The organism is Pseudomonas sp. 31 R 17 (assembly GCF_900004915.1).
In the GTDB taxonomy this organism is placed as follows: domain Bacteria; phylum Pseudomonadota; class Gammaproteobacteria; order Pseudomonadales; family Pseudomonadaceae; genus Aquipseudomonas; species Aquipseudomonas orientalis_A.
In genome coordinates, this window is the sequence record NZ_CVTN01000042.1 from 1 (window position 1) to 20,150 (window position 20,150).

A 20,150-nucleotide genomic window follows, 5' to 3' on the forward strand; every position below is an offset into this window, starting at 1 on the left:
GGCTAACCCGGCGTCCTGCCGGGTTACCCACGGATTCAAGCCTGCGTTCGGCCAGCGTGGTTTAACGGGGCGCCTGAGATCAAGATCAAAAGCGCGGCGGCCTTAGAGCCGACCGGGATTTTGTGTCGATCCTGGCCAAAATGTGGGAGGGGGCTTGCTCCCGATGGCGGCCTCAGAGCCAACCAGGATGTTGAGTCGATTCCGGTCCAAATGTGGGAGGGGGCTTGCCCCCGATGGCGGCCTCTGGGCTGGCCAGGATGTTGGATCAGACCGAGTACATATCCGTTTCTGCGGTAACGGCTACTAGTGGTTCCGCTTTTACAGCGGCTCACTTTTGAAAAGCGCAAAAGTAAGCAAAACGCTCTTGCCCCACCACTCGGCACCTCGCTAATGCTCGGTGTGCCCTCTCTCCGGCTTGAATCCGTGGGCCGCCGCAATGGGCCATCCCTGGCCCAGTGCGGCTAACCCGGCGTCCTGCCGGGTTGCCCACGGATTCAAGCCTGCGTTCGGCCAGCGTGGTTTGACGGGGCGCCTGAGATCAAGATCAAAAGCAGATCAAGAGCAAGAGCGGCTCGCTTCGCATCGTGGTTACGTTTGGGCGCTTCCTATGCCCCCATAGGGCGTTTTAAACCTTCAAGGTGCGCGTCATCCGTAACGCCAGCACGCTGCCGGCGACGATGACCGCCGCCAGCAGGTACAGCGCCATGTCCGTGGACCCTGTTGCATCTTTGACGAAACCGACGATGTAGGGGCTGAGAAACCCGGCCATCTGGCCCATGGAGTTGATCAGCGCCAGCCCGCCGGCCGCGGCGCCCGCGCTGAGCATGGCGGTGGGCACCGGCCAGAACATCGGCAGGCCGGTGAGGGCGCCCATGGTGGCGATGGTCAGGCCGAGGATGGCGATCGCCGGGGTGGTCGCGAAATTCACCGCGATGACCAGGCCAATCGCGCCCATCAGCATCGGTACCACCAGGTGCCAGCGACGCTCCTTGCGCAGGTCGGCCGAGCGGCCTACCAGCAACATGAACACCGCAGCCAGCAGGTAAGGGATTGCACTGAGCCAGCCAATCACCAGGTTATCGCTGAACCCCAGGCTCTTGATAATCGATGGCAGCCAGAAGTTGATCGCATAGACGCCGCTCTGGATGCAGAAGTAGATCAGGCCGAACGCCCAGATCGCCGGGTTCTTGAAGACCTCGGCCAGGGAGTCGGTGGTGGTTTTCGGTTTGTTCGCCAGGTCGATGGCCTGGTCAGCTTCCAGCAGCGCGCGTTCGTGGGGCTTGAGCCACTTGGCGTTGGCGAAGCTGTCGCTGAGCAGGAAGTAGGCGAGGGCACCGAGGATCACGGTGGGGATGCCTTGCAACAGGAACATCCACTGCCACCCGGCAAGCCCGCCCTGGCCGGCCGCGAAGTGGTTGAGAATCCAGCCGGAGAACGGGCTGCCAAGCAGGCCGGAAACCGGAATCGCCGACATGAACAGCGCCATGATGCGGCCACGGCGAAAGGTTGGAAACCACTGCGAGAGGTACAGCACCACGCCGGGAAAGAAGCCCGCCTCGGCGGCACCGGTAAACAGGCGCAAGGTGTAGAAATGCGTCGGCGTGGTCACGAACAGCAGGCACGTGGACAGGGTGCCCCACACGATCATCATCAGCGCGATCCAGCGCCTTGGCCCGAACCGGGTCAGCGCCAGGTTGCTCGGCACGCCACACAGCACGTAGCCGATAAAGAAAATCCCGGCACCCAGGCCGTACACGGTTTCACTGAATTTCAACGCGTCGAGCATCTGCAACTTGGCAAAGCCAACGTTGACCCGGTCAAGGTAGTTGAACAGGTAGCAGATAAAAATGAAGGGGATCAGGCGCAGGGTTACGCGCTTGTAGATGGCGTTTTTATCGTCATCGGTGGCCAGTGCTGCAGCGGCGCTCTGTGACATGGCGAGTCTCTCTTTATTATGATTTTTGGCGATGCGAGGGTAACGTTGATCGCTTGAACAGTCTCGGTGAGGCGATGGGCAACTGTCTTTGTGCTCGCGCACAGTCAAGCCCGCCTTGCGCTGTGCCGCTGACCAACCCGTTTCGAGGAAAATAGCCCCCATGTTCGAGCTGGATCATGAGCTGGCCCAGGATATTGTCGATCGCACCATGGCGATCCTGCCCTACAACGTCAACGTGATGGACAACCAGGGCCTGATTCTCGGCAGCGGCGAGCCGGAGCGCATCAACACCCGTCACGAAGGCGCGCAACTGGTGCTGGCCAACGGGCGCGTGGTGGAAATCGACGGGCAGACCGCCAAGCACCTCAAGGGCGTGTTGCCGGGCATCAACCTGCCGCTGATGCATGACCAGCGCCTGATCGGTGTACTGGGTATCACCGGCGAACCGGACGGGTTGCGCACCTACGCCGAACTGGTGCGCATGACCGCCGAAATGCTGGTCAGCCAGCGGCACCAGCAGGCCGAGCTGCAATGGCGACGCCAGCGCTGTGACGATCTGCTGGCCTTGCTGTTGGCCGACACGGGCGACTCGCCGCGCCTGGTCGACGAAGCGCAACAGTTGGGCCTCAAGCCGCAACTGGCGCGCACGCCGTACCTGTTTGAACTGGGCGCGGGGCAGTCGGCCGAAGCCTTGAGCGCCTGGCTGATGTCGCGTTATCCGGACAGCTGGTGCGTGAGCTCCGCGCAGTTTTCCCTGCTCTGGTGCCGTCCCGCCGCCCTGCAAGTCGACGACCCACGCCTGCTGGAAAAGCTCGACGGCCTGGGTTGGAATATCCTGCGGGTGGCCGTAGGCGGGCAGGCGCAAGGACTGGCCGGCCTGCGCCGCTGCTATCGCCGCGTCGGTGACTTACTGGCCTACGGTCGCGATATCCTGCCCCACGCGCGCCTGTTGCTCCACAACAGCTATCGCCTGCCGGTCATGCTCTGGCGCCACCGCAACGATGACGCCCTGGACGAATTGCTCAACCCACTGCGCAAAGTGCTGGCCAGGGACAGCAACGGCCAACTGCTGGCCACGCTGCGCAGTTGGTGCGAGCACGACGGGCAAAGCCAGGCCTGCGCCGACGCCCTGGGCATCCACCGCAACAGCCTGCGCTACCGCATGGAAAGGATCGCCGAACTGAGCGGCGTCGACCCGCTGACCCTGGACGGCATGCTTGCGCTGTACCTGGGCGTGCAGTTGTTGCCCCAGGCTTTGTAAGAATGAACAACAAACCTCACCCGCACTTGTGCAGCGGACTGGCGTCAGCGGCGGTGCCAACTGTCAGCATGGGCGTTATAAAAAACGGAGAACGCCCATGAAAATCATCATCGCCCCCGACTCGTTCAAGGACAGCCTCAGTGCCGAACGGGTCGCCCAGGCCATTGCCGATGGCCTGGTTCAGGTCTGGTCTGACGCGCAGTTGGTGCAATGCCCGATGGCGGACGGCGGTGAAGGCACGGTCGCGGCAGTGCTCGCTGCGTGTAACGGGCAGCTGCGCAGCCAGACCGTGCGCGGGCCGCTGGGCGCTGCGGTGCAGGCGCACTGGGGATGGTTGGCCGACAGCCACACCGCGATCATCGAAATGGCTGAGGCCAGTGGCCTGCAGCTGGTTGCGCCGGGCCAGCGCGATGCGTGTTCCAGCAGCACCTATGGCACGGGCGAACTGATCCGCGCGGCCCTTGATCTGGGCGCCCGACGCATCATTCTGGCAATTGGTGGCAGTGCAACCAATGATGGCGGCGCGGGTGCGATGCAAGCGCTCGGGGTGCAGTTGTTCGATGCCCAGGATCAGCCGCTGGCACTTGGAGGCCTGGCGTTGGCAGGCCTGGCCCGCATCAGCCTGGAAAACCTCGATTCGCGTCTGGCTCAGGTGCGCTTTGAAATCGCGGCGGATGTGAATAACCCGTTGTGCGGGGCCCATGGCGCCTCGGCGATTTTCGGCCCGCAGAAAGGCGCCACTCCCGAGCAGGTTCTACAGCTGGATGCCGCTCTCGGTCATTTTGCCGACCACTGCGCGCGAGTGCTGCCCGGAGACGTGCGCGACGAACCCGGCAGCGGCGCCGCCGGTGGCCTGGGGTTTGCCGCCAAGGCGTTTCTGAGTGCACAGTTTCGTGCCGGCGTTGAGGTGGTGGCCGAGTTGGTCGGACTGGACGCCGCCGTGCGCGGTGCCGACCTGGTCATCACCGGCGAAGGCCGCTTCGACGCCCAGACCCTGCGCGGTAAAACCCCGTTTGGCGTGGCGCGTATCGCGCGCCATCACCAGGTCCCGGTGATCGTGATTGCCGGAACCCTGGGCGATGGCTACGAGCAAATGTACGCCCACGGCGTGGATGCCGCGTTTGCCTTGCCATCGGCGCCGATGAGCCTGGAGCAGGCGTGCAGCGAGGCGCCGCGACTGTTGCGCGAGCGCGCGGCGGACATCGCCCGGCTTTGGCGCACAGCGCTGCGAGGCTGAATGTGCACGCAAGGTTGAGGCTCGCCAGGGCGCCTACTTTGCTCCTACACTGGTCGGCCACGTGCCTTTCAAAGGATGAAACACAATGCACACGCCTGACCTCCCTATCGTGATCCAGCGCTTCACCGAGGCCCACCTTGAGGGCGTCGCGGCGCTCTACAACGAACCGGCGGTATGCCGCCAGGTGCTGCAGATGCCTTTCCAGTCGGTGGAAGCGTGGCGCAAACGCCTGGTGATGGATAACGAGCGCCGACTGCAATTGGTGGCGCTGCACGGCGGCGAAGTGATTGGCCAGTTGGGGCTGGAACAGTACCTGCGCGTACGCCAGGCGCATGTGGGGTCCTTCGGCATGGGCGTGGCGACGGCATGGCAGGGCAGGGGCATCGGTTCGAAGCTGTTGACGACCGCGCTGGACGTGGCCGACAACTGGATGAACCTGCACCGCGTAGAACTCACGGTGTACGCCGACAACGAAGCGGCACACAACCTGTATCGTAAATTCGGCTTCGAGGTCGAAGGGCGTTTGCGCGACTACGCCCTGCGTGACGGTGTGTTCGTCGATACCCTGAGCATGGCGCGCCTGCGCAAGCCGGTTTAATCCTCCAGCGCAAACGCCACCGCAGCCCGCGCATGCAACTCGGTGGTGTCCAGCAGCGGCAGGTCGCTGTGCTCGGGCTTGATCAGCAGGCTGATTTCCGTACAGCCGAGAATCACCGCCTGGGCGCCGCGTGCGGCCAGGGACTCGATCACCCGCTGGTAGACGGCGCGTGATGAGTCGCTGATTACCCCCACACATAACTCTTCATAAATGATCCGGTGCACGTCCTTGCGTTCATCCGCATCCGGCACCAGCACGGTCAGGCCCTGCGCGATCAGGCGGGCCTTGAGGAAGTCCTGTTCCATGGTGAATGCAGTGCCAAGCAAGCCCACGGTCAAGGTGCCGGCCTGCAAGGCCGCAGCCCCGGCCGCGTCGGCGATATGCAGGAAGGGAATCGACACCGCCGCCTCAATACGTGGCGCCACCCGGTGCATGGTGTTGGTACACAGCACCACACACTCGGCGCCGCCTGCCTGCAGACGGCGCGCAGCGTCTTCCAGGATCTGCGCGGCATCATCCCAGCGCCCGGCGTGCTGGGCCTGTTCCACCGGACCGAAGTCCACGCTGTACATCAACAGCTGCGCCGAACGCAGCGGGCCGAGCCGGTCGCGGACTTGCTGGTTGATGATGCGGTAATACTCGGCACTGGACTCCCAGCTCATGCCGCCGATAAGGCCGATGGTGCGCATGCGATGCTCCGGACAGGGGAATGTCACGTCACCATACCCACCGAAAGTGGATGAGTCATAGGCAGTTGCCGGCCAATTCACCGGAGCAGTTCAGTGTGGGTTAAGTGGACTCATTTTCGCTTGTTGGAAGCGCCGATGTTTACGGGGAGATCAGGCCTGTGAGCTGCCTGCTGCCGAACCCACTGCAATCAGCTTTAACTCGTACGCCAGGCAGCCGTATCTGCGATGATCGGGCTTCGCAACCTGACTCACCCAAGGAGATCCGCAATGGACGATGTACAGCAACTGGGCGAGATGCTTCGTCGTTACGCCGAGAGCGAAACCCATAAAAAACAGCAATTCGATGTGCAGTCGGCGCGTTGGGCACACAAGCTGGGCGAGTTGTTCGAGCAAGTCGAACAGTGGCTGGAACCGGTCAAGAGCGCCGGTTTGCTGGAGGTGCATCGTGAAGCCTATGTCGCCAGTGGGCCGAGCGTGCCCGTGGACACATCGACCTTCAAGACCGAGAAGTTGACTGTGTTGATCACCGGTAAAAGCGTGGAGTTCGTGCCGGAGGTGATGGGGACGGACGGGTATATCCGTGTGGCGGTAATGGGCCTGACCGCTGCCCGGCACGGCAGCGTCTCCCTGGTATTGCCTGCGGATAAAAACGATTGGCTCTGGAAGAAGACCAATGGCCTGAAAGACCCGGACACCTTCACATTCGACGCCAATTTCCTGGCGGCGCAGTTGCAGAGCCTGATCCCCCGCGAACGCGGCTGAGGGCGAGTCGCTCAAATGACCATTTGGCGTGGCGGGAAGCGTAGGTCAATTGCCACCCGCCGTGCATGGATTCCCGGGAGGGTTACTTGAGCGGCGTCAACGGCGGCAACTGCCATTGGCCGCTGGTGACTTCGGGCTTGGGCAGGTAAATACGCAGCACCGCGAAGAACGGCCCGGTCGGAGCGGGCAGCCAGTTGCTCTGTTCGGCCTTCGGTGGCTCATGATGCTGCAGGGCCAGGGTCAGGCCGCCGTCGGCGTCCAGTTTCAGGCCGGGCAGCATGCGTGAGTTGATCAGGTAACGTTTCTTGTGGTTCGGCACCAGCAACTTGGTCTTGGCGTCGTACATGGTCAGCGACCAGAACGCATCGGCCGGCGGCAGTTGGTCCTTGGCGAAATGGACGGTGTAGCTGCGACGTGCACCGTTGGCCGGCTTGCCTTCGCTGTCATCGAACCAGGTGAAGTAAGCGGCTTCATCGGTGGAGTTGCCGAACATCCCCAGGTTGGCGCCGGCGTACCGGTACAGGTAATTGTTGTTCAGCCGGTCACGGCTGCCGTACAGCTCGCCGCTGGAGACTTGATGGGTGTCGATTTTGTCTTTCTTGAACGTGGCGAACTCGGCCTTGCCATCGGCAATCCCGTCCTCCAACGCTTTGCGCTGCTCGGCGCTCAGTTGGTTCAGCTTGAAAGGTGCGCCGGGGGCGATACCTATCGTGGCGAAGCGCGCCAGCAGGTCTTTTTCACTGTCCTGGGGCGCAGCGAAGGCCAGCATGAAGTTCAAGTAGCGGAACAACTGCGGGCTGTCGCTCATGTTCGCCATCGGCTTGGGCCACTCGATCTTCGGCACCTTGGCCGGGGCCGCTTGTTTCACATAGCTGCTCAGCGGCTGCACTTTATAGCCGTTCTGGATTTGCCTGACCTTGCCCAGGTCTTTTTCATCGAACAGCTGCGTGCGATACAAGGCGTAGGCGATATTGCTTTCGCTGTAGACCACTCGGTCGATATCGACGGGCTGCTGACCCTTCCAGTCAGGCCCCGCGATCATGTAGTGACCGCCGTTGTTGCCGGTACTGCGCGTGCCCAGGTAGGCGATGTTCTGGGTATAGAGGTCGAGCAACTGCACCGAGTAGTAGCGGTTGTCTTCGACCTTGGGCAGGGTCAGCACCAGCGGTTCCTTGCGCAGGTCCATCCAGACGAAGGAGTAGGGCGTGTCCGCGTTCGGGGTCGTGAACGCGGTGTCCTTGGGGGTAAACACCTGCGCGCTGTTGCCGATGCGATTGAACGGTGCCTTGAAATTGGCCCCGCCTTTGTCCACGGCCTGGGTGTAGAGCGTCTTGTACATCTCAACCACGGGATAGCCGTACAAGTAGGCTTGCTTGGCAATGGCCCGGGCTTCGGCAGGGGTGGCCGTAAAGTCGGCCCAGGCGCCGGTGCTCAGCAGTATCGAGAGGCTCGCCAACACCAGGCGCGCAGGTTGTCCAATCATGTTGTTGCGTCCTTCCAGGGTTCTTTTGACTGACGGGGAGATGCAGGCGCTGAGTTTCCTGTTTTCTTTCCCGGACGTCACGTTAAAACCTGCAAAAGGACACTGGATATTCAGGGCAACATCGATTTGACTTTATCGCGCAACTGGTCGATCGAGAACGGCTTGCCAATCACCTGCATGCCGGCGGGCACATCGATGTTCTCGGCATAGCCGCTGGCGAACAGGATGGGCAGGTCAGGGCGCAGTTCGCGTACCCTGGCCGCCAGTTGCTTGCCGTCCATATCGGGCAGGCCGACGTCGGTCATCATCAGGGAGATCACTTGAGCCGTGTCTTGCACGATCAACAGGGCCGCCTCGGCGTCAGCAGCCTCAAGCACCGTGAATTCCAACTCATCGAGCACATCGACAATCAACATGCGCACGATAGCGTCGTCTTCGACAACAAGGATGGTGGAGGCATTTGCGGACATAAAAAGGCTTTCCCAAAAAAGACGAGTTTTAACGCTGGCCATTCTCACAGGCCTGTACTTGAGTAAGCGCGGGCTATCCACAAGTTCCCAGGGCGTTAAAACAATGCAGTACAAAAGACCAGGCAGAATAGCCTGTTCTGCTGTAGGAATCTGTACAAAAACGTCCCAGAAAAATGGTCTTGATCGTCACTTTGGGGCAAACTCCCGGTTTTTCCGCACTTGGCCAAGGCATGCCCATGACTCCCGCGTCGTCAGTTGATGAAAAGAGCTTCAGTAAACTCCTGAGCCGTAACGTGGCCCTGCCATTGAGTGTGGGCGTGCTCAGCGCGGTGTTTTTCGTGTGCCTGATCACCTATTTACTGTCGGTGATCCAGTGGGTGGAGCACACCGACCGGGTCATCAACAACCTCAATGAGTCGTCCAAATTGACGGTCGACCTGGAAACCGGCATGCGCGGTTTCCTGATTACGGGTGACGAGCATTTCCTCGACCCTTATGAAGTGGCCAAGCCGCGGATCATTGCCGACCTGCGTAATTTGCAGGAGCTGGTGGCCGACAACCCGCAGCAGGTCGACCGCCTCAAGCGCCTGGAAGCCCTGCAGGCCGAATGGAACAACTACGCGCAGTCGATGATTGAGCTGCAGCGCAGCAGTGGCGATTTCCGTGGTGCCGTCAAGGCGGGCCGGGGCAAGCGCCTGACCGACGAGATTCGCAAGGAATATGAAGACGCGGTATCGATGGAACAACAGTTCCGCATCTCCCGTAACGAGGAAGTGACCCGCACCACGGTGCTCAGCGTCACGCTGTACCTGGCGTTCGTCCTCGGCCTCAGTGGTTTCCTGGCGTACATTGGCAGAAAGAATTTACTAGCGCTTTCAAGTAGCTACAGCGCAAACCTCGCGTCCCAACAGAAGATCGCCAAACGCCTGGAGCAGCAGGCCTGGCTGCGCAATGGCCAAACCGAACTGGCCGAACAGGTGCTTGGCCAACTGACCTTGAACCTGCTGGGCCGCAACATCCTGCAGTTCTTCGCTCAATACATGGGCTCAGCCGTCGGGGCGTTGTATGTGCGCGAAGAGCACGGTGGCCTGCGGCGGGTCGCCACCTACGGCTTCTCCCGCGAACAGGCGCAGCTGGAACAGTCGATCTACAGCGACGAAGGCATCGTAGGGCAGGCCGCCCAGCTCGATCGCCTGATCCGCCTGGACGACGTACCGGTGGACTACTTCAAGGTCTGCTCGGGGCTGGGCGAGGGCGCCACCCGCAGCGTACTGGTGGTGCCGACCAGCGACGACGACCGCGTCAACGGCGTGATCGAGCTTGGCTTCCTGCGCCCGCTGGAAGAGCGCGACGTCGAGCTGCTGGAGCTGATCGCCGACAATATCGGTACGTCCATCGAAGCCGCACGTTATCGCCAGCGTTTGCAGGAAGTCCTCGCCGAGACCCAGCAGCTCAACGAAGAGCTGCAAGTGCAGCAGGAAGAACTCAAGACCGCCAACGAGGAGCTGGAGGAACAGTCGCGCATCCTCAAGGAGTCCCAGGCGCACCTGGAGACCCAGCAGGCGGAGCTTGAGCAGACCAACGAACAGTTGGCCGAACAGACCCAGACCCTGGCCGAACAGCGCGACGCCATGGACCGCAAGAACGTCGAACTCAACCGGGTCCAGCTGGAACTGGAAGTCCGCGCCGATGAGTTGCAACGCTCCAGCAAGTACAAGTCCGAATTCCTGGCCAACATGTCCCACGAGCTGCGCACGCCGCTGAACAGTTCGCTGATCCTGGCCAAGTTGCTGGCCGAGAACCCGCAGGAAAACCTCAGTGCCGAGCAGGTCAAGTTTGCCGAGTCGATCTATTCGGCCGGCAATGACCTGCTCAACCTGATCAATGACATTCTCGACATTTCCAAGGTAGAAGCCGGCAAGTTGGAAGTGCGTCCGGAGAATTCCAGCGTCGAGCGCCTGGTGGACGGCCTGCGCGGCATGTTCGAACCGCTGGCCAGGGATCGCAAGCTGGGCTTCCAGATCGATGTGCAGGCAGGTTCACCGACCCTGCTGTTCACTGACCGCCAGCGTCTGGAGCAGATTCTCAAGAACCTGCTGTCCAACGCCATCAAGTTCACTGAACAGGGCCAGGTCAGCCTGTCGGTATCCCGGGCGCCGGGGGAGGGCATCGCCTTTACCGTACGCGATTCAGGGATAGGTATCGCCCAGGACCAACAGGAAAGCATCTTCGAAGCCTTCCGCCAGGCCGATGGCACCACCAATCGCCGTTACGGTGGCACCGGCCTGGGCCTGTCCATTTCCCGTGACCTGGCAACCTTGCTGGGTGGCTACATCAGCGTGACCAGCGAACCGGGCAAGGGCAGCATTTTTACCCTGGTATTGCCGGAACAGTACGTCGAACGCGGCGAAGATGCCGCGCCGATCGAAGCCCCGCGCCAAGCCGTGGCGGTACCGGCGCCGGTGCCCGTCAAGGTTGCGTCGCTGCCGGCGGCCGATGCCGAACCGATCCCGCGCTTTGCCGATGACCGCGACAAAGCGCCATTCACCACCCGCACCATCCTGGTGGTGGAAGATGAGCCGAATTTCGCGCGCATCCTCTTCGACCTGGCCCACGAGCTGGGCTACAACTGCCTGGTCGCCCACGGTGCCGACGAAGGCTACAGCCTGGCCGAAGAATTCATCCCCGACGCGATCCTGCTGGACATGCGCCTGCCGGATCATTCCGGCTTGACCGTGCTGCAGCGTCTGAAGGAGCACGCCAATACCCGGCACATTCCAGTGCACGTGATCTCCGTGGAAGACCGCGTCGAAGCCGCCATGCACATGGGCGCCATCGGTTACGCGGTCAAACCCACCACCCGGGAAGAGCTCAAGGACGTGTTCGCGCGCCTGGAAGCCAAGCTGACGCAAAAGGTCAAGCGCGTACTGCTGGTGGAAGACGACGACCTGCAACGTGACAGCATCGCCCGCCTGATCGGCGACGATGACATTGAAATCACCGATGTCGGTTACGCCCAGGCGGCGCTGGACCTGCTGCGCACCAACGTCTACGACTGCATGATCATCGACCTCAAGCTGCCGGACATGCTCGGTAACGAGCTGCTCAAGCGCATGGCCACCGAGGATATCTGCTCGTTCCCGCCGGTGATCGTGTATACCGGGCGCAACCTGACACGCGACGAAGAAGCCGAGCTGCGCAAGTATTCGCGCTCGATCATCATCAAGGGCGCGCGGTCCCCGGAGCGCCTGCTTGATGAGGTCACACTCTTTCTGCACAAAGTCGAATCCCAGCTGTCCCATGACCGCCAGAAGATGCTCAAGACCGCGCGCAGCCGTGACAAGGTGTTCGAAGGGCGCAAGATCCTGCTGGTGGACGACGATGTGCGCAATATCTTTGCCCTGACCAGTGCCCTGGAGCATAAAGGCGCCTTGGTGGTGATCGGGCGCAATGGCCGTGAAGCCATCGACAAGCTCAATGAGGTCGATGATATCGACCTGGTACTGATGGACGTGATGATGCCGGAGATGGATGGCTACGAAGCGACCGCGCTGATCCGTCAGGACCCGCGCTGGAAAAAGCTGCCGATCATTGCCGTCACCGCCAAGGCCATGAAAGATGACCAGGAGCGTTGCCTGGCGGCAGGTTCCAACGATTACCTGGCCAAACCGATTGATCTGGACCGTCTGTTCTCGTTGATTCGCGTGTGGTTACCCAAGATGGAACGCATTTAAGTGGAGCGAAGTTTCTTGGACAAAAGCAGCGACATCGAGCTGCGCCTGTTGATCGAGGCGATTTACCTCAAGTACAGCTACGACTTTCGCGACTATTCCGGTGCGTCGGTCAAGCGGCGCGTGGCCCATGCCTTGCGCCAGTTCGACTGTGCGACCATTTCCGCGCTGCAGGAGCGCGTGCTGCACGATCCGGCGGCGTTCATGCAATTGCTGCAGTTCCTGACCATCCCGGTGAGCGAGATGTTTCGCGACCCGTCGCACTTTCTGGCGATTCGCCGGGAAGTCGTGCCGTTGCTCAAGACCTATCCGTCGATCAAGATCTGGATCGCCGGCTGCAGCACCGGCGAGGAGGTGTACTCCATGGCGATCCTGCTGCGCGAGGAAGGCTTGCTCGAACGCACCATCATCTACGCCACCGACATCAACCCGGCCTCGCTGGACAAAGCCAAGCAGGGCATCTTCTCCCTGGAGAACGTGCGTGCCTACACCGCTAACTATCAGCAGGCCGGTGGCCAGCGCTCATTTGCCGATTACTACACCGCAGCTTACGATAATGCGATCTTCGACAAGACCTTGCGCGAGAACGTCACGTTCGCCGACCACAGCCTGGCGACCGACAGTGTATTCTCAGAAACTCAATTAATTTCATGTCGCAACGTACTGATTTACTTCAATAAAAATTTGCAAGACAGGGCGTTTGGGTTGTTTCATGAGTCGCTGTGTCATCGCGGCTTCCTGGTGTTGGGCAGCAAGGAAACCCTGGATTTTTCAGCCTACAGCAAGCAATTCGAACCCTTGGTCAAACAGGAACGGATCTACCGCAAATCATGAGCGATGCCGCCAGCCCCCCGATTTACGGGATTGAAGCCATCGTCGTCGGCGCTTCCGCCGGCGGCGTGGAGGCGCTGCTGAGTATATTTGGCGGGTTGCCGGACACGTTCGGCCTGCCGATCATTGCGGTGCTGCACCTGCCGGATGAGCGTCGCAGCCAGCTGGCCGAGGTCTTCGCGCGGCGCTTGCGCATTCCGGTGAAGGAGGCGCGGGACAAGGAGTCGATCGAGGCGGGCACCCTGTATTTCGCCGGTCCCGGCTATCATTTGTCGGTGGAACAGGACCGCAGCTTGTCGTTGAGTCAGGAGGACCGCGTGCACCATTCCCGGCCGGCCATCGATTTTCTCTTCACCTCGGCCGCCGATGCCTACGCAAGAGGCCTGCTCGCGATCCTGCTGACCGGCGCCAACCAGGACGGCGCGCGCGGGTTGGCTTATGTCAAGCAATCGGGCGGCACGACCGTTGTACAAGACCCCGTCGAGGCCCGGATTGCCGTGATGCCCCTGGCCGCGCTGGCGCTGCACACACCCGACCATATTCTTTCCTTGAGCCGCATTGGCTCATTGCTGGCTTCCCTGGAACCTTCCCCATGTTAAGTACTGTCCAGGCCAAACTGCTGATCGTCGACGATCTGCCGGAAAACCTGCTGGCCCTCGAAGCGCTGATCAAGCGCGAAGACCGCCAGGTATTCAAGGCATTGAGTGCCGACGAAGCATTGTCCCTGTTGCTGGAACATGAATTCGCCATGGCGATCCTCGACGTGCAGATGCCTGGCATGAACGGTTTCGAACTGGCCGAACTGATGCGCGGCACCGAAAAGACCAAAAACATCCCGATTGTGTTTGTCAGTGCCGCCGGCCGCGAACTCAATTACGCCTTCAAGGGTTATGAAAGCGGCGCGGTGGACTTCCTGCACAAGCCGCTGGATATCCACGCGGTGAAGAGTAAGGTCAACGTATTCGTCGACCTGTACCGCCAGAGCAAGGCGATGAAGCTGCAGGTCGAAGCCCTGGAGCGCAGCCGCCGCGAGCAGGAGCTGCTGCTCACGCGCCTGCAGGCCACCCAGGCCGAGCTGGAGCAGGCGGTGCGCATGCGCGATGACTTCATGTCGATCGTCGCCCACGAAGTGCGTACGCCACTGAACGGGCTGATTCTGGAAACCCAGCTGCGCAAGATGCACCTGGCCCGGGACAACGCGGCGGCCTTTACCCTGGACAAGATGCACGCGATGGTCGACCGCGATGAGCGCCAGATCAAGAGCCTGATCCGCCTGATCGAAGATATGCTCGATGTGTCGCGCATCCGCACCGGCAAGCTGTCGATACGCCCGGCGCGCTTCGACCTGGCGCAACTGGTGCGCAACCTGGTGCATAACTTCGAGCCGCAAGTCGCCGCCGCCGAATCGTCGATGCAATTGCTGGCTGACGAGCCGGTCGAGGGTAATTGGGATGAGTTTCGCATCGAGCAGGTCGTCACCAACCTGCTGACCAATGCCTTGCGCTACGGCGCCAAGAGCCCGATCGAAGTGCGGGTGTATGCAGAACATGGCGAGGCCTGCGTGGAAGTGCGCGACCATGGCATCGGCATCAGCGAAGACAACCAGAAGCGCATTTTCCAGCAATTCGAGCGGGTTTCCGTCAGCCATGCGGCGGCCGGCCTGGGCCTGGGACTGTTCATCTCCGAACAGATCGTCGCGGCCCATGGCGGCACCATCGAGGTCGAGAGCCAGATAGGCGAGGGCGCGTTGTTTCGGGTCTGTCTGCCACTCCAGGAAACGGCATGAAATCAATCGTCAGCTCGACGCAACCTCTACGTGACCCCATGGTCGTAACACCAGCTACTGACTGGACGAAGGCTTCCCATGAGTGAAGATGCACAAGATGTCGTACTGATCGTCGAAGACGACGAATCCATTATGTTTGTGCTGGGTGAATACCTGGCCGGCCTGGGTTACCGGGTATTGAAAGCCGTCAATGGCAAAGAAGCCTTTGAAATTCTCGCCACCAAACCGCACCTGGACCTGATGGTCACGGATTACCGCCTGCCCGGTGGCATTTCCGGCGTGCAGATCGCCGAGCCGGCGCTCAAGGTGAGGCCGGAGTTGAAAGTGATCTTTATCAGTGGCTACCCGCAGGAAATCCTCGACTGCAACAGCCCGATTACGCGCAATGCGCCGATTCTGGCCAAGCCGTTCGACCTGGATACGCTGCAGGAGCATATCCAGCGCCTGTTGGCGTGATCTCCCGTACCCTCTGTCTTGGGATCAGGCTGTCACTTTGTTTGCCTGTTTCGCGGCATACCCGGGATTGGAAATAAAACTGCCGGATGAGTCGAAAGCGCCAATGATGCGGTGGCCGGGAATATCGCTACCGTAGTTTATCTCCCAGGGACTTAAATTAACCGCCCTGTTTGCTGGATGTTCTACCGTATGCCGATTGGCATATAAATGGAAACCCTCCATATTCCGGCCATCCACAAGATACGTATGGCCGCCCTTGTGCCCACCATAATAATAAGCACCGGCGCCACTGTTGTCGTAATACACCGACGTTGAAATCCCACGCCCGTCAGGGTCGAGGGCATCACGCCCTCCGCCAAACCCGCCTCGAGTGCCGTTGACCTCTCGCACATCACTGATAGGCGTACGTAAAGTGAATCCGGTTTCAAATATCCCGGCCTCGGCTGCGTCGGCTTTCAACGGCGGTCGCATATCTCCACGAAAGACCAGGCCTGAATAGATATTTTTTTTATGTCCGCCGACATCGGTGAGGTTGACATGGCTATTGACGATGGCCTGCACATCATTGGGCGTAGCCTGCGGTTTTATTTTGATCGGGTGACGCACTACATTGACCGGTGGTGGCAAATACCGGATGGGTTGTGTAGTTGGATTTAGAATGGGCGCCTCATAAAATGCTTTTATCTGCGAACTCTGCACCGTGACGACGCGCTGCCAGGCATCATTATGGTCAAACACTTTAAACTCCAGTTTATGCGGGTCAACGCTGTGGGTTTTATAGTGTTTGCCCAGTTGCTTGTCAGTGAATACCTTGTGCAATGCCCCCTCCATGGCCTTGGCGTTGGAGAATTTTGCCAGACCATGATTGGGATCATAAAAATAGAAGGTCTTTCCAGAGTCATCGATTCTTACGCCCGCGGCCATTGCATGACCGGGAGAGTCGATCATGATGGATTTGGAAGCGCTTGCCTCACTTAGATGCGTGACCATGTTTCGATATGACCGCTGCTCAAAAGGTTGATTTGCTCGAAACAAGGTGGGTAGGTCGATTTTCTTTTGTAGATCGTGCAGACGCTGCATGAATGCCCTCGACTCGGGAGCCTTGGGGAAAGCGGCGGCGTCCATCATGTTTTGCAATAACTGAGCTTCTTTTCCTTCTGCAACGGCGCTCGCCATAACGCGCGAAAGCGCGGCACATTGGCCCCTTGATAACTGGCCTGTCTGGCTGAGATAAACAACTTGCGGCATGGGCTGGAAGGTGCCGAAGTGAGGTTCAATGCAATCAAAGAACCGGCGTGAGCCTTGTCGCCCAAACTTGAGTGCTATCTCGTCGTAGCGTTTAACCAGAATCCCGACTTGCTGGGCGGTGATATCGTCCCTTGCGGCAAGCTTCATCAAGTCTTCAAGCGTGGTTGAAGCCTTCAGCCCCGGCACACTTGATGGCAGGCCAAATTGATAACCCTGCTCAAACGCAGTCGTGTCTGCAGTGTCACGGTACTTCGCGACCGTACGCTTCCAGGTCGTTTCAACAGCATCATCAATTTGCTTGACCGGGTCGGTTGCTCGCGTCCAGTTATCCAACGCCTTGCCGTTCAAACGCATGGAAGGAATGAAATCGCTCAGCGGAGGGCCGTAAGGCTGGCGGGTAACCGGATTGTAGGCGTACCAGTTATCGTGTTTGAAAACCGAAGGTCCCTCCATGAATTCATTGTTGTATCTGAACGTACCGACTGCCGAAGCGTCGATGTTTTTCACTCCCTTGAACAGTTCGCCGACGTCCGCGCCCTGGGTGAGCATTTTGTATTCGAAAAGCAGGCCACGCTTTAAATGGTTGGTTGCCCTGGCTGCCGCGCTGCCGATACCGTCCAGCGGGTTGAGTACGCCAACGGCCGCCCGCCCGACAATCTGCGTCGTCTTGATGCCAGTGGCAAATGTTGACGTGCCAGCCTTTAGAGCCTTGATCCCTTTGGCTGTGGCCCCCACGGCGACCACAACACTAAGCACATCGAATGCGAGGTCCACCAACCCGTCAACGATATTTCCTTCCTGAAAGTGTTTGATGGCAGAGTAGAAAGGCACCAGATTGAGGGTGAGGTTCGCGAAATTTTGATAAAAGTGCTGCCTGCTTTCAAACGTTGACAGTCCTTTGGCTTGCGTTTTCAAACCTTGAATATTTGCGTTTTTCACCAATGCGGCAGCGATGTAGGCTGAGCGCTCGCTGGCAAAGCTGTCAGGGATCGATTCGATGGCGGGTTTTTCGTGGGTGACCGTAGCTGCAAAGTTACCCGTGGGCGTGACGGTTGGATATTCATGATAAGTATGTCCCGCGCGCATACTCTGGCGGTCCCTCGTGAGCCCTGGCGTTGCGTCGTTCAGATCTTGCCGCTGCGTGATCCTGTTTTGCGCAAGGTCAACTTCGTAGGTATATCGCTGCCCGTTGCACACGACGCGTAACATTACTGCTTGCTTGCCAGGTAATTGCACTTTCGTGACGCTGCCATAATTGCCAATGGTGATCTCGATGTCCTTGAATATAGCGAGTTTGCCAACCTCAATGATTTTTCGATCTTGAAGCGGCAGTGTGGCAATGAGGTGCTTCACTTGTACAGCAGTGGCCTTGTCCATATCTTTTGCGTAATCGTCGAATACCTGATCGAACATAAGGTTGATCGGCGGCAAGTCATTGGCGCGGTGTATCAGGCTCGTGGGCAGTCGCGCATCCTTTGACGACCAACCTGCGACAAGATCCCCACCGGTGCCGCGTCTCAGGTAAAGATCTATCAGCGAGTGAAACCCCTTGTCATCTTTGGTGGAATAGAAACATTCAAGTTCGTAGTCAATATTGTCGCCATACTCCTGGCGCAAATTCTCCTTGGCCATCTCATGTCGTAAAGGCATGGGGGCGGCCAAGGTTGTCGATGCACTGCCTATCTCTTTCATCATCTCGGCAAACGCCAAGCGCACTGCGTCCATCTGGACTGTGGTGTATTGGTCCTGGGGATTTACAGGAATCAGGCCTTGGGCGACGCCCCAGTCTTTCAGCGCATTGGTTTGAGCTCGATATTCGATGGCCTGCTCTTCCAGGCTGTTGGGGGGCGAGGTCGCCAGGCTCATCACCTGGCCGTAGCTCATCAAGGCAGTCGAGCCGGGAGCCTTGAATTCCAACCGCGCTACAGCGACCTGAAGACTGACCCAGGAGTGGCAGCTGGACGTGACGCGGGCAGGGATATCGTTAACCAGATAAGCCGGCGCCCGCCGTGACAACAGACAATGCGCTGCGGCTCGCGCGCATTCACCGCTTGCTTTGCCCTGAACCTGCAGGTGCGCAGCTAACTTCCCGACCATTTCGCAAATCGGCACGCCGTAGTACGCCGGTTCATCCAATTGCAAGCCTGCCACCGTATTGCGCGTGCCTGTCCCGTTCACGATGGACGCTTCGTCGAGCGAAGCGTGAAGCGCGGCGAGCAACCAGTCGGCGCTTGAGTCGGGCGTCGTGAGCGCCCCGAATTCCCGTTGCAATTGCTCGCCGATCGCCTTGCCCAAGCGTGACGATAGGATGCTTTCAAGGATCCGGCGAGGCTGCGACAGTGTGGTTTTATCCCAGGTCTGGTTACGCGTCAGTACGTTGAAAAGCCCATGTTCCTCGACCCCTGGCAATATCTGTAGAGGATGGAAATAAAGCTTTGCCTGATCCTGTTGGCTTAACGGAACCGGCCAGGACAGTGCGCCGCTGAAATTACCGTGTGACGGGGTGGCTGGCACCGCAGCGGTCACGTTGATCCCAAGATCCTTGAATTCTTTGAGGCTGGCAGGCACTGGCCAGCCGTTGTCTGCAATAAAACGCATCAGACTGACTTTTTCGCCAGGCTCCAAGCCATTTTCCTGCCGATAGGAAGACTTGTAATCGATCGGCATCATGGTTTCCCGGAGGCTTTGCGCCAAGAGCCTCTTGATACGCTCTTTGTGCTGCGTCGGATTACGGTAATTGATGTGGGACTTCGGTAACCGGGTGTCGCGCTCCGCGCGTGCGTGGTCATCCTCGAAGTTTTCGAGGAATTTTCCATCAGGTGCATTACGAAACACGTACAGATTATTGATATCCGCCGCTTGTTTCTGACTCTCCAAGACGTCGTCAGCGTTGAGTCGACGGTGTACCGCCTCGCCGAAGGCATTACTTTGCCTTAGCTGGTCAGCACGCTCGGCGGCGCTCTCCCGGGTGGCAGGAACGGTTTCTCCGTAGAAGCTGGCCACTGCAGATAAGTCGGCTGAGTGTCCGTTATCCACGTTGACGTAAAAAGCGCCATTCGCCAGCTGCTCGGTAGCTTGCATGATGAGCGGCCAAGACAGAGGCAGCGTATGTACATGTGTTAGCGTGGATTCCCCGAAATATTTCAGCGAAGACTCCAGCGCCAGCCGCCTGCGCGCAGTGCCTGCGATTCCGCCGGAGGCGGTCGGTACAGACTTGACACTCAGGACCGCGTAGCCAGGTTTGCCTCCTCTCGGTGGCAATAGCTTGATGGGCTTGGACAAATCGACATTTTGCGCTTTCGCCCAGCTCGTAAAGTCCGGGCCATCAAGAAGCGCCTTGAGCTGTTGACGATATTGGCCATATGTCGACTGCAGCGGTATTGGCCCAATCATACTGGGCCCTGGATAAGGCCGACCTGGCTGCGCACCTCGCACTAAACCGTCGGCGTACAGGAGAGCAAGCTCAGCGTCGCCTCTGGCTTGCGCCGATTGGTCGCTCGGCGCTCTCCGGGAGGAGAGTGGGGTAGCAACGGGTTGGTTTTCGTTTGAAGATGGGGAGACGACGTTCGGATTAGTGCGATCTACAGTCAGCGTCATCAAGGGCCTCGCTCGGAATCCAGAGAATAGCCAGGCCTTTTCTGCAGGGCAGGCGTAGTCTCTTG

At 59.5% G+C, this 20,150-nt stretch carries 14 protein-coding genes; 9 read left to right on the top strand and 5 right to left on the bottom strand.

Going from position 1 to position 20,150, the window contains the following annotated elements:
* Positions 1-625: 625 nt before the first annotated feature.
* On the bottom strand, positions 626-1,936 hold the full coding sequence (locus BFP89_RS03970) for an MFS transporter (protein ID WP_065884280.1): 1,311 nt from the start codon (positions 1,934-1,936) through the stop codon (positions 626-628).
* Positions 1,937-2,096: 160 nt separating this feature from the next.
* On the opposite strand from BFP89_RS03970, the gene BFP89_RS03975 reads away from it, so the two are divergent.
* From BFP89_RS03975 to BFP89_RS03985, 3 genes are all read left to right on the top strand, one after another.
* On the top strand, positions 2,097-3,197 hold the full coding sequence (locus BFP89_RS03975) for a sugar diacid recognition domain-containing protein (RefSeq protein WP_065884281.1): 1,101 nt from the start codon (positions 2,097-2,099) through the stop codon (positions 3,195-3,197).
* Positions 3,198-3,294: 97 nt separating this feature from the next.
* Positions 3,295-4,434, top strand: a complete 1,140-nt coding sequence (locus tag BFP89_RS03980; RefSeq protein ID WP_065884282.1) for a glycerate kinase — start codon at positions 3,295-3,297, stop codon at positions 4,432-4,434.
* Positions 4,435-4,519: 85 nt separating this feature from the next.
* Positions 4,520-5,032 (top strand): GNAT family N-acetyltransferase, encoded by a 513-nt coding sequence (locus BFP89_RS03985; protein WP_065884283.1) that lies wholly within the window; start codon positions 4,520-4,522, stop codon positions 5,030-5,032.
* On the opposite strand, the gene BFP89_RS03990 is transcribed toward BFP89_RS03985, so the two are convergent.
* Entirely contained in the window at positions 5,029-5,721 is a 693-nt protein-coding gene (locus tag BFP89_RS03990) for an aspartate/glutamate racemase family protein (protein ID WP_065884284.1), read from the bottom strand. The two genes, BFP89_RS03985 and BFP89_RS03990, sit on opposite strands and share 4 nt — an antisense overlap.
* A 267-nt stretch (positions 5,722-5,988) precedes the next feature.
* On the opposite strand from BFP89_RS03990, the gene BFP89_RS03995 reads away from it, so the two are divergent.
* Positions 5,989-6,483, top strand: a complete 495-nt coding sequence (locus BFP89_RS03995; RefSeq protein ID WP_065884285.1) for a hypothetical protein — start codon at positions 5,989-5,991, stop codon at positions 6,481-6,483.
* An 82-nt stretch (positions 6,484-6,565) separates the two neighbouring features.
* Here BFP89_RS03995 and BFP89_RS04000 read toward each other — a convergent pair whose 3' ends face one another.
* Both BFP89_RS04000 and BFP89_RS04005 read right to left on the bottom strand, forming a co-directional pair.
* Positions 6,566-7,966, bottom strand: a complete 1,401-nt coding sequence (locus BFP89_RS04000) for a DUF1254 domain-containing protein (protein ID WP_065884286.1) — start codon at positions 7,964-7,966, stop codon at positions 6,566-6,568.
* Between the two features lie 110 nt (positions 7,967-8,076).
* Positions 8,077-8,436: a response regulator gene (locus BFP89_RS04005; RefSeq protein WP_065884287.1), complete on the bottom strand. Its 360-nt coding sequence runs from the start codon at positions 8,434-8,436 to the stop codon at positions 8,077-8,079.
* A gap of 236 nt (positions 8,437-8,672) precedes the next feature.
* Here BFP89_RS04005 and BFP89_RS04010 point away from each other — a divergent pair, with 236 nt between their 5' ends.
* The 5 genes from BFP89_RS04010 to BFP89_RS04030 all read left to right on the top strand — a co-directional run bounded on the left by BFP89_RS04010 (position 8,673) and on the right by BFP89_RS04030 (position 15,240).
* Positions 8,673-12,170 carry a response regulator gene (locus BFP89_RS04010; protein ID WP_065884288.1) on the top strand — a complete coding sequence of 1,166 codons (3,498 nt, stop codon included), beginning with the start codon at positions 8,673-8,675 and terminating at the stop codon, positions 12,168-12,170.
* Positions 12,171-13,001 carry a CheR family methyltransferase gene (locus tag BFP89_RS04015; protein ID WP_170827544.1) on the top strand — a complete coding sequence of 277 codons (831 nt, stop codon included), beginning with the start codon at positions 12,171-12,173 and terminating at the stop codon, positions 12,999-13,001. It begins immediately after the preceding gene.
* Positions 12,998-13,597, top strand: a complete 600-nt coding sequence (locus BFP89_RS04020; protein WP_065884289.1) for a chemotaxis protein CheB — start codon at positions 12,998-13,000, stop codon at positions 13,595-13,597. The genes BFP89_RS04015 and BFP89_RS04020 overlap by 4 nt, the downstream gene beginning before the upstream one ends.
* Positions 13,591-14,784: a hybrid sensor histidine kinase/response regulator gene (locus BFP89_RS04025; protein ID WP_065884290.1), complete on the top strand. Its 1,194-nt coding sequence runs from the start codon at positions 13,591-13,593 to the stop codon at positions 14,782-14,784. The genes BFP89_RS04020 and BFP89_RS04025 overlap by 7 nt, the downstream gene beginning before the upstream one ends.
* Positions 14,785-14,862: 78 nt before the next feature.
* Positions 14,863-15,240, top strand: coding sequence for a response regulator (locus BFP89_RS04030; RefSeq protein WP_017528049.1), 378 nt, complete (start codon positions 14,863-14,865; stop codon positions 15,238-15,240).
* 24 nt (positions 15,241-15,264) lie between these two features.
* On the opposite strand, the gene BFP89_RS04035 is transcribed toward BFP89_RS04030, so the two are convergent.
* Positions 15,265-20,085 carry a hypothetical protein gene (locus BFP89_RS04035; protein WP_141689032.1) on the bottom strand — a complete coding sequence of 1,607 codons (4,821 nt, stop codon included), beginning with the start codon at positions 20,083-20,085 and terminating at the stop codon, positions 15,265-15,267.
* Positions 20,086-20,150: the final 65 nt, after the last annotated feature.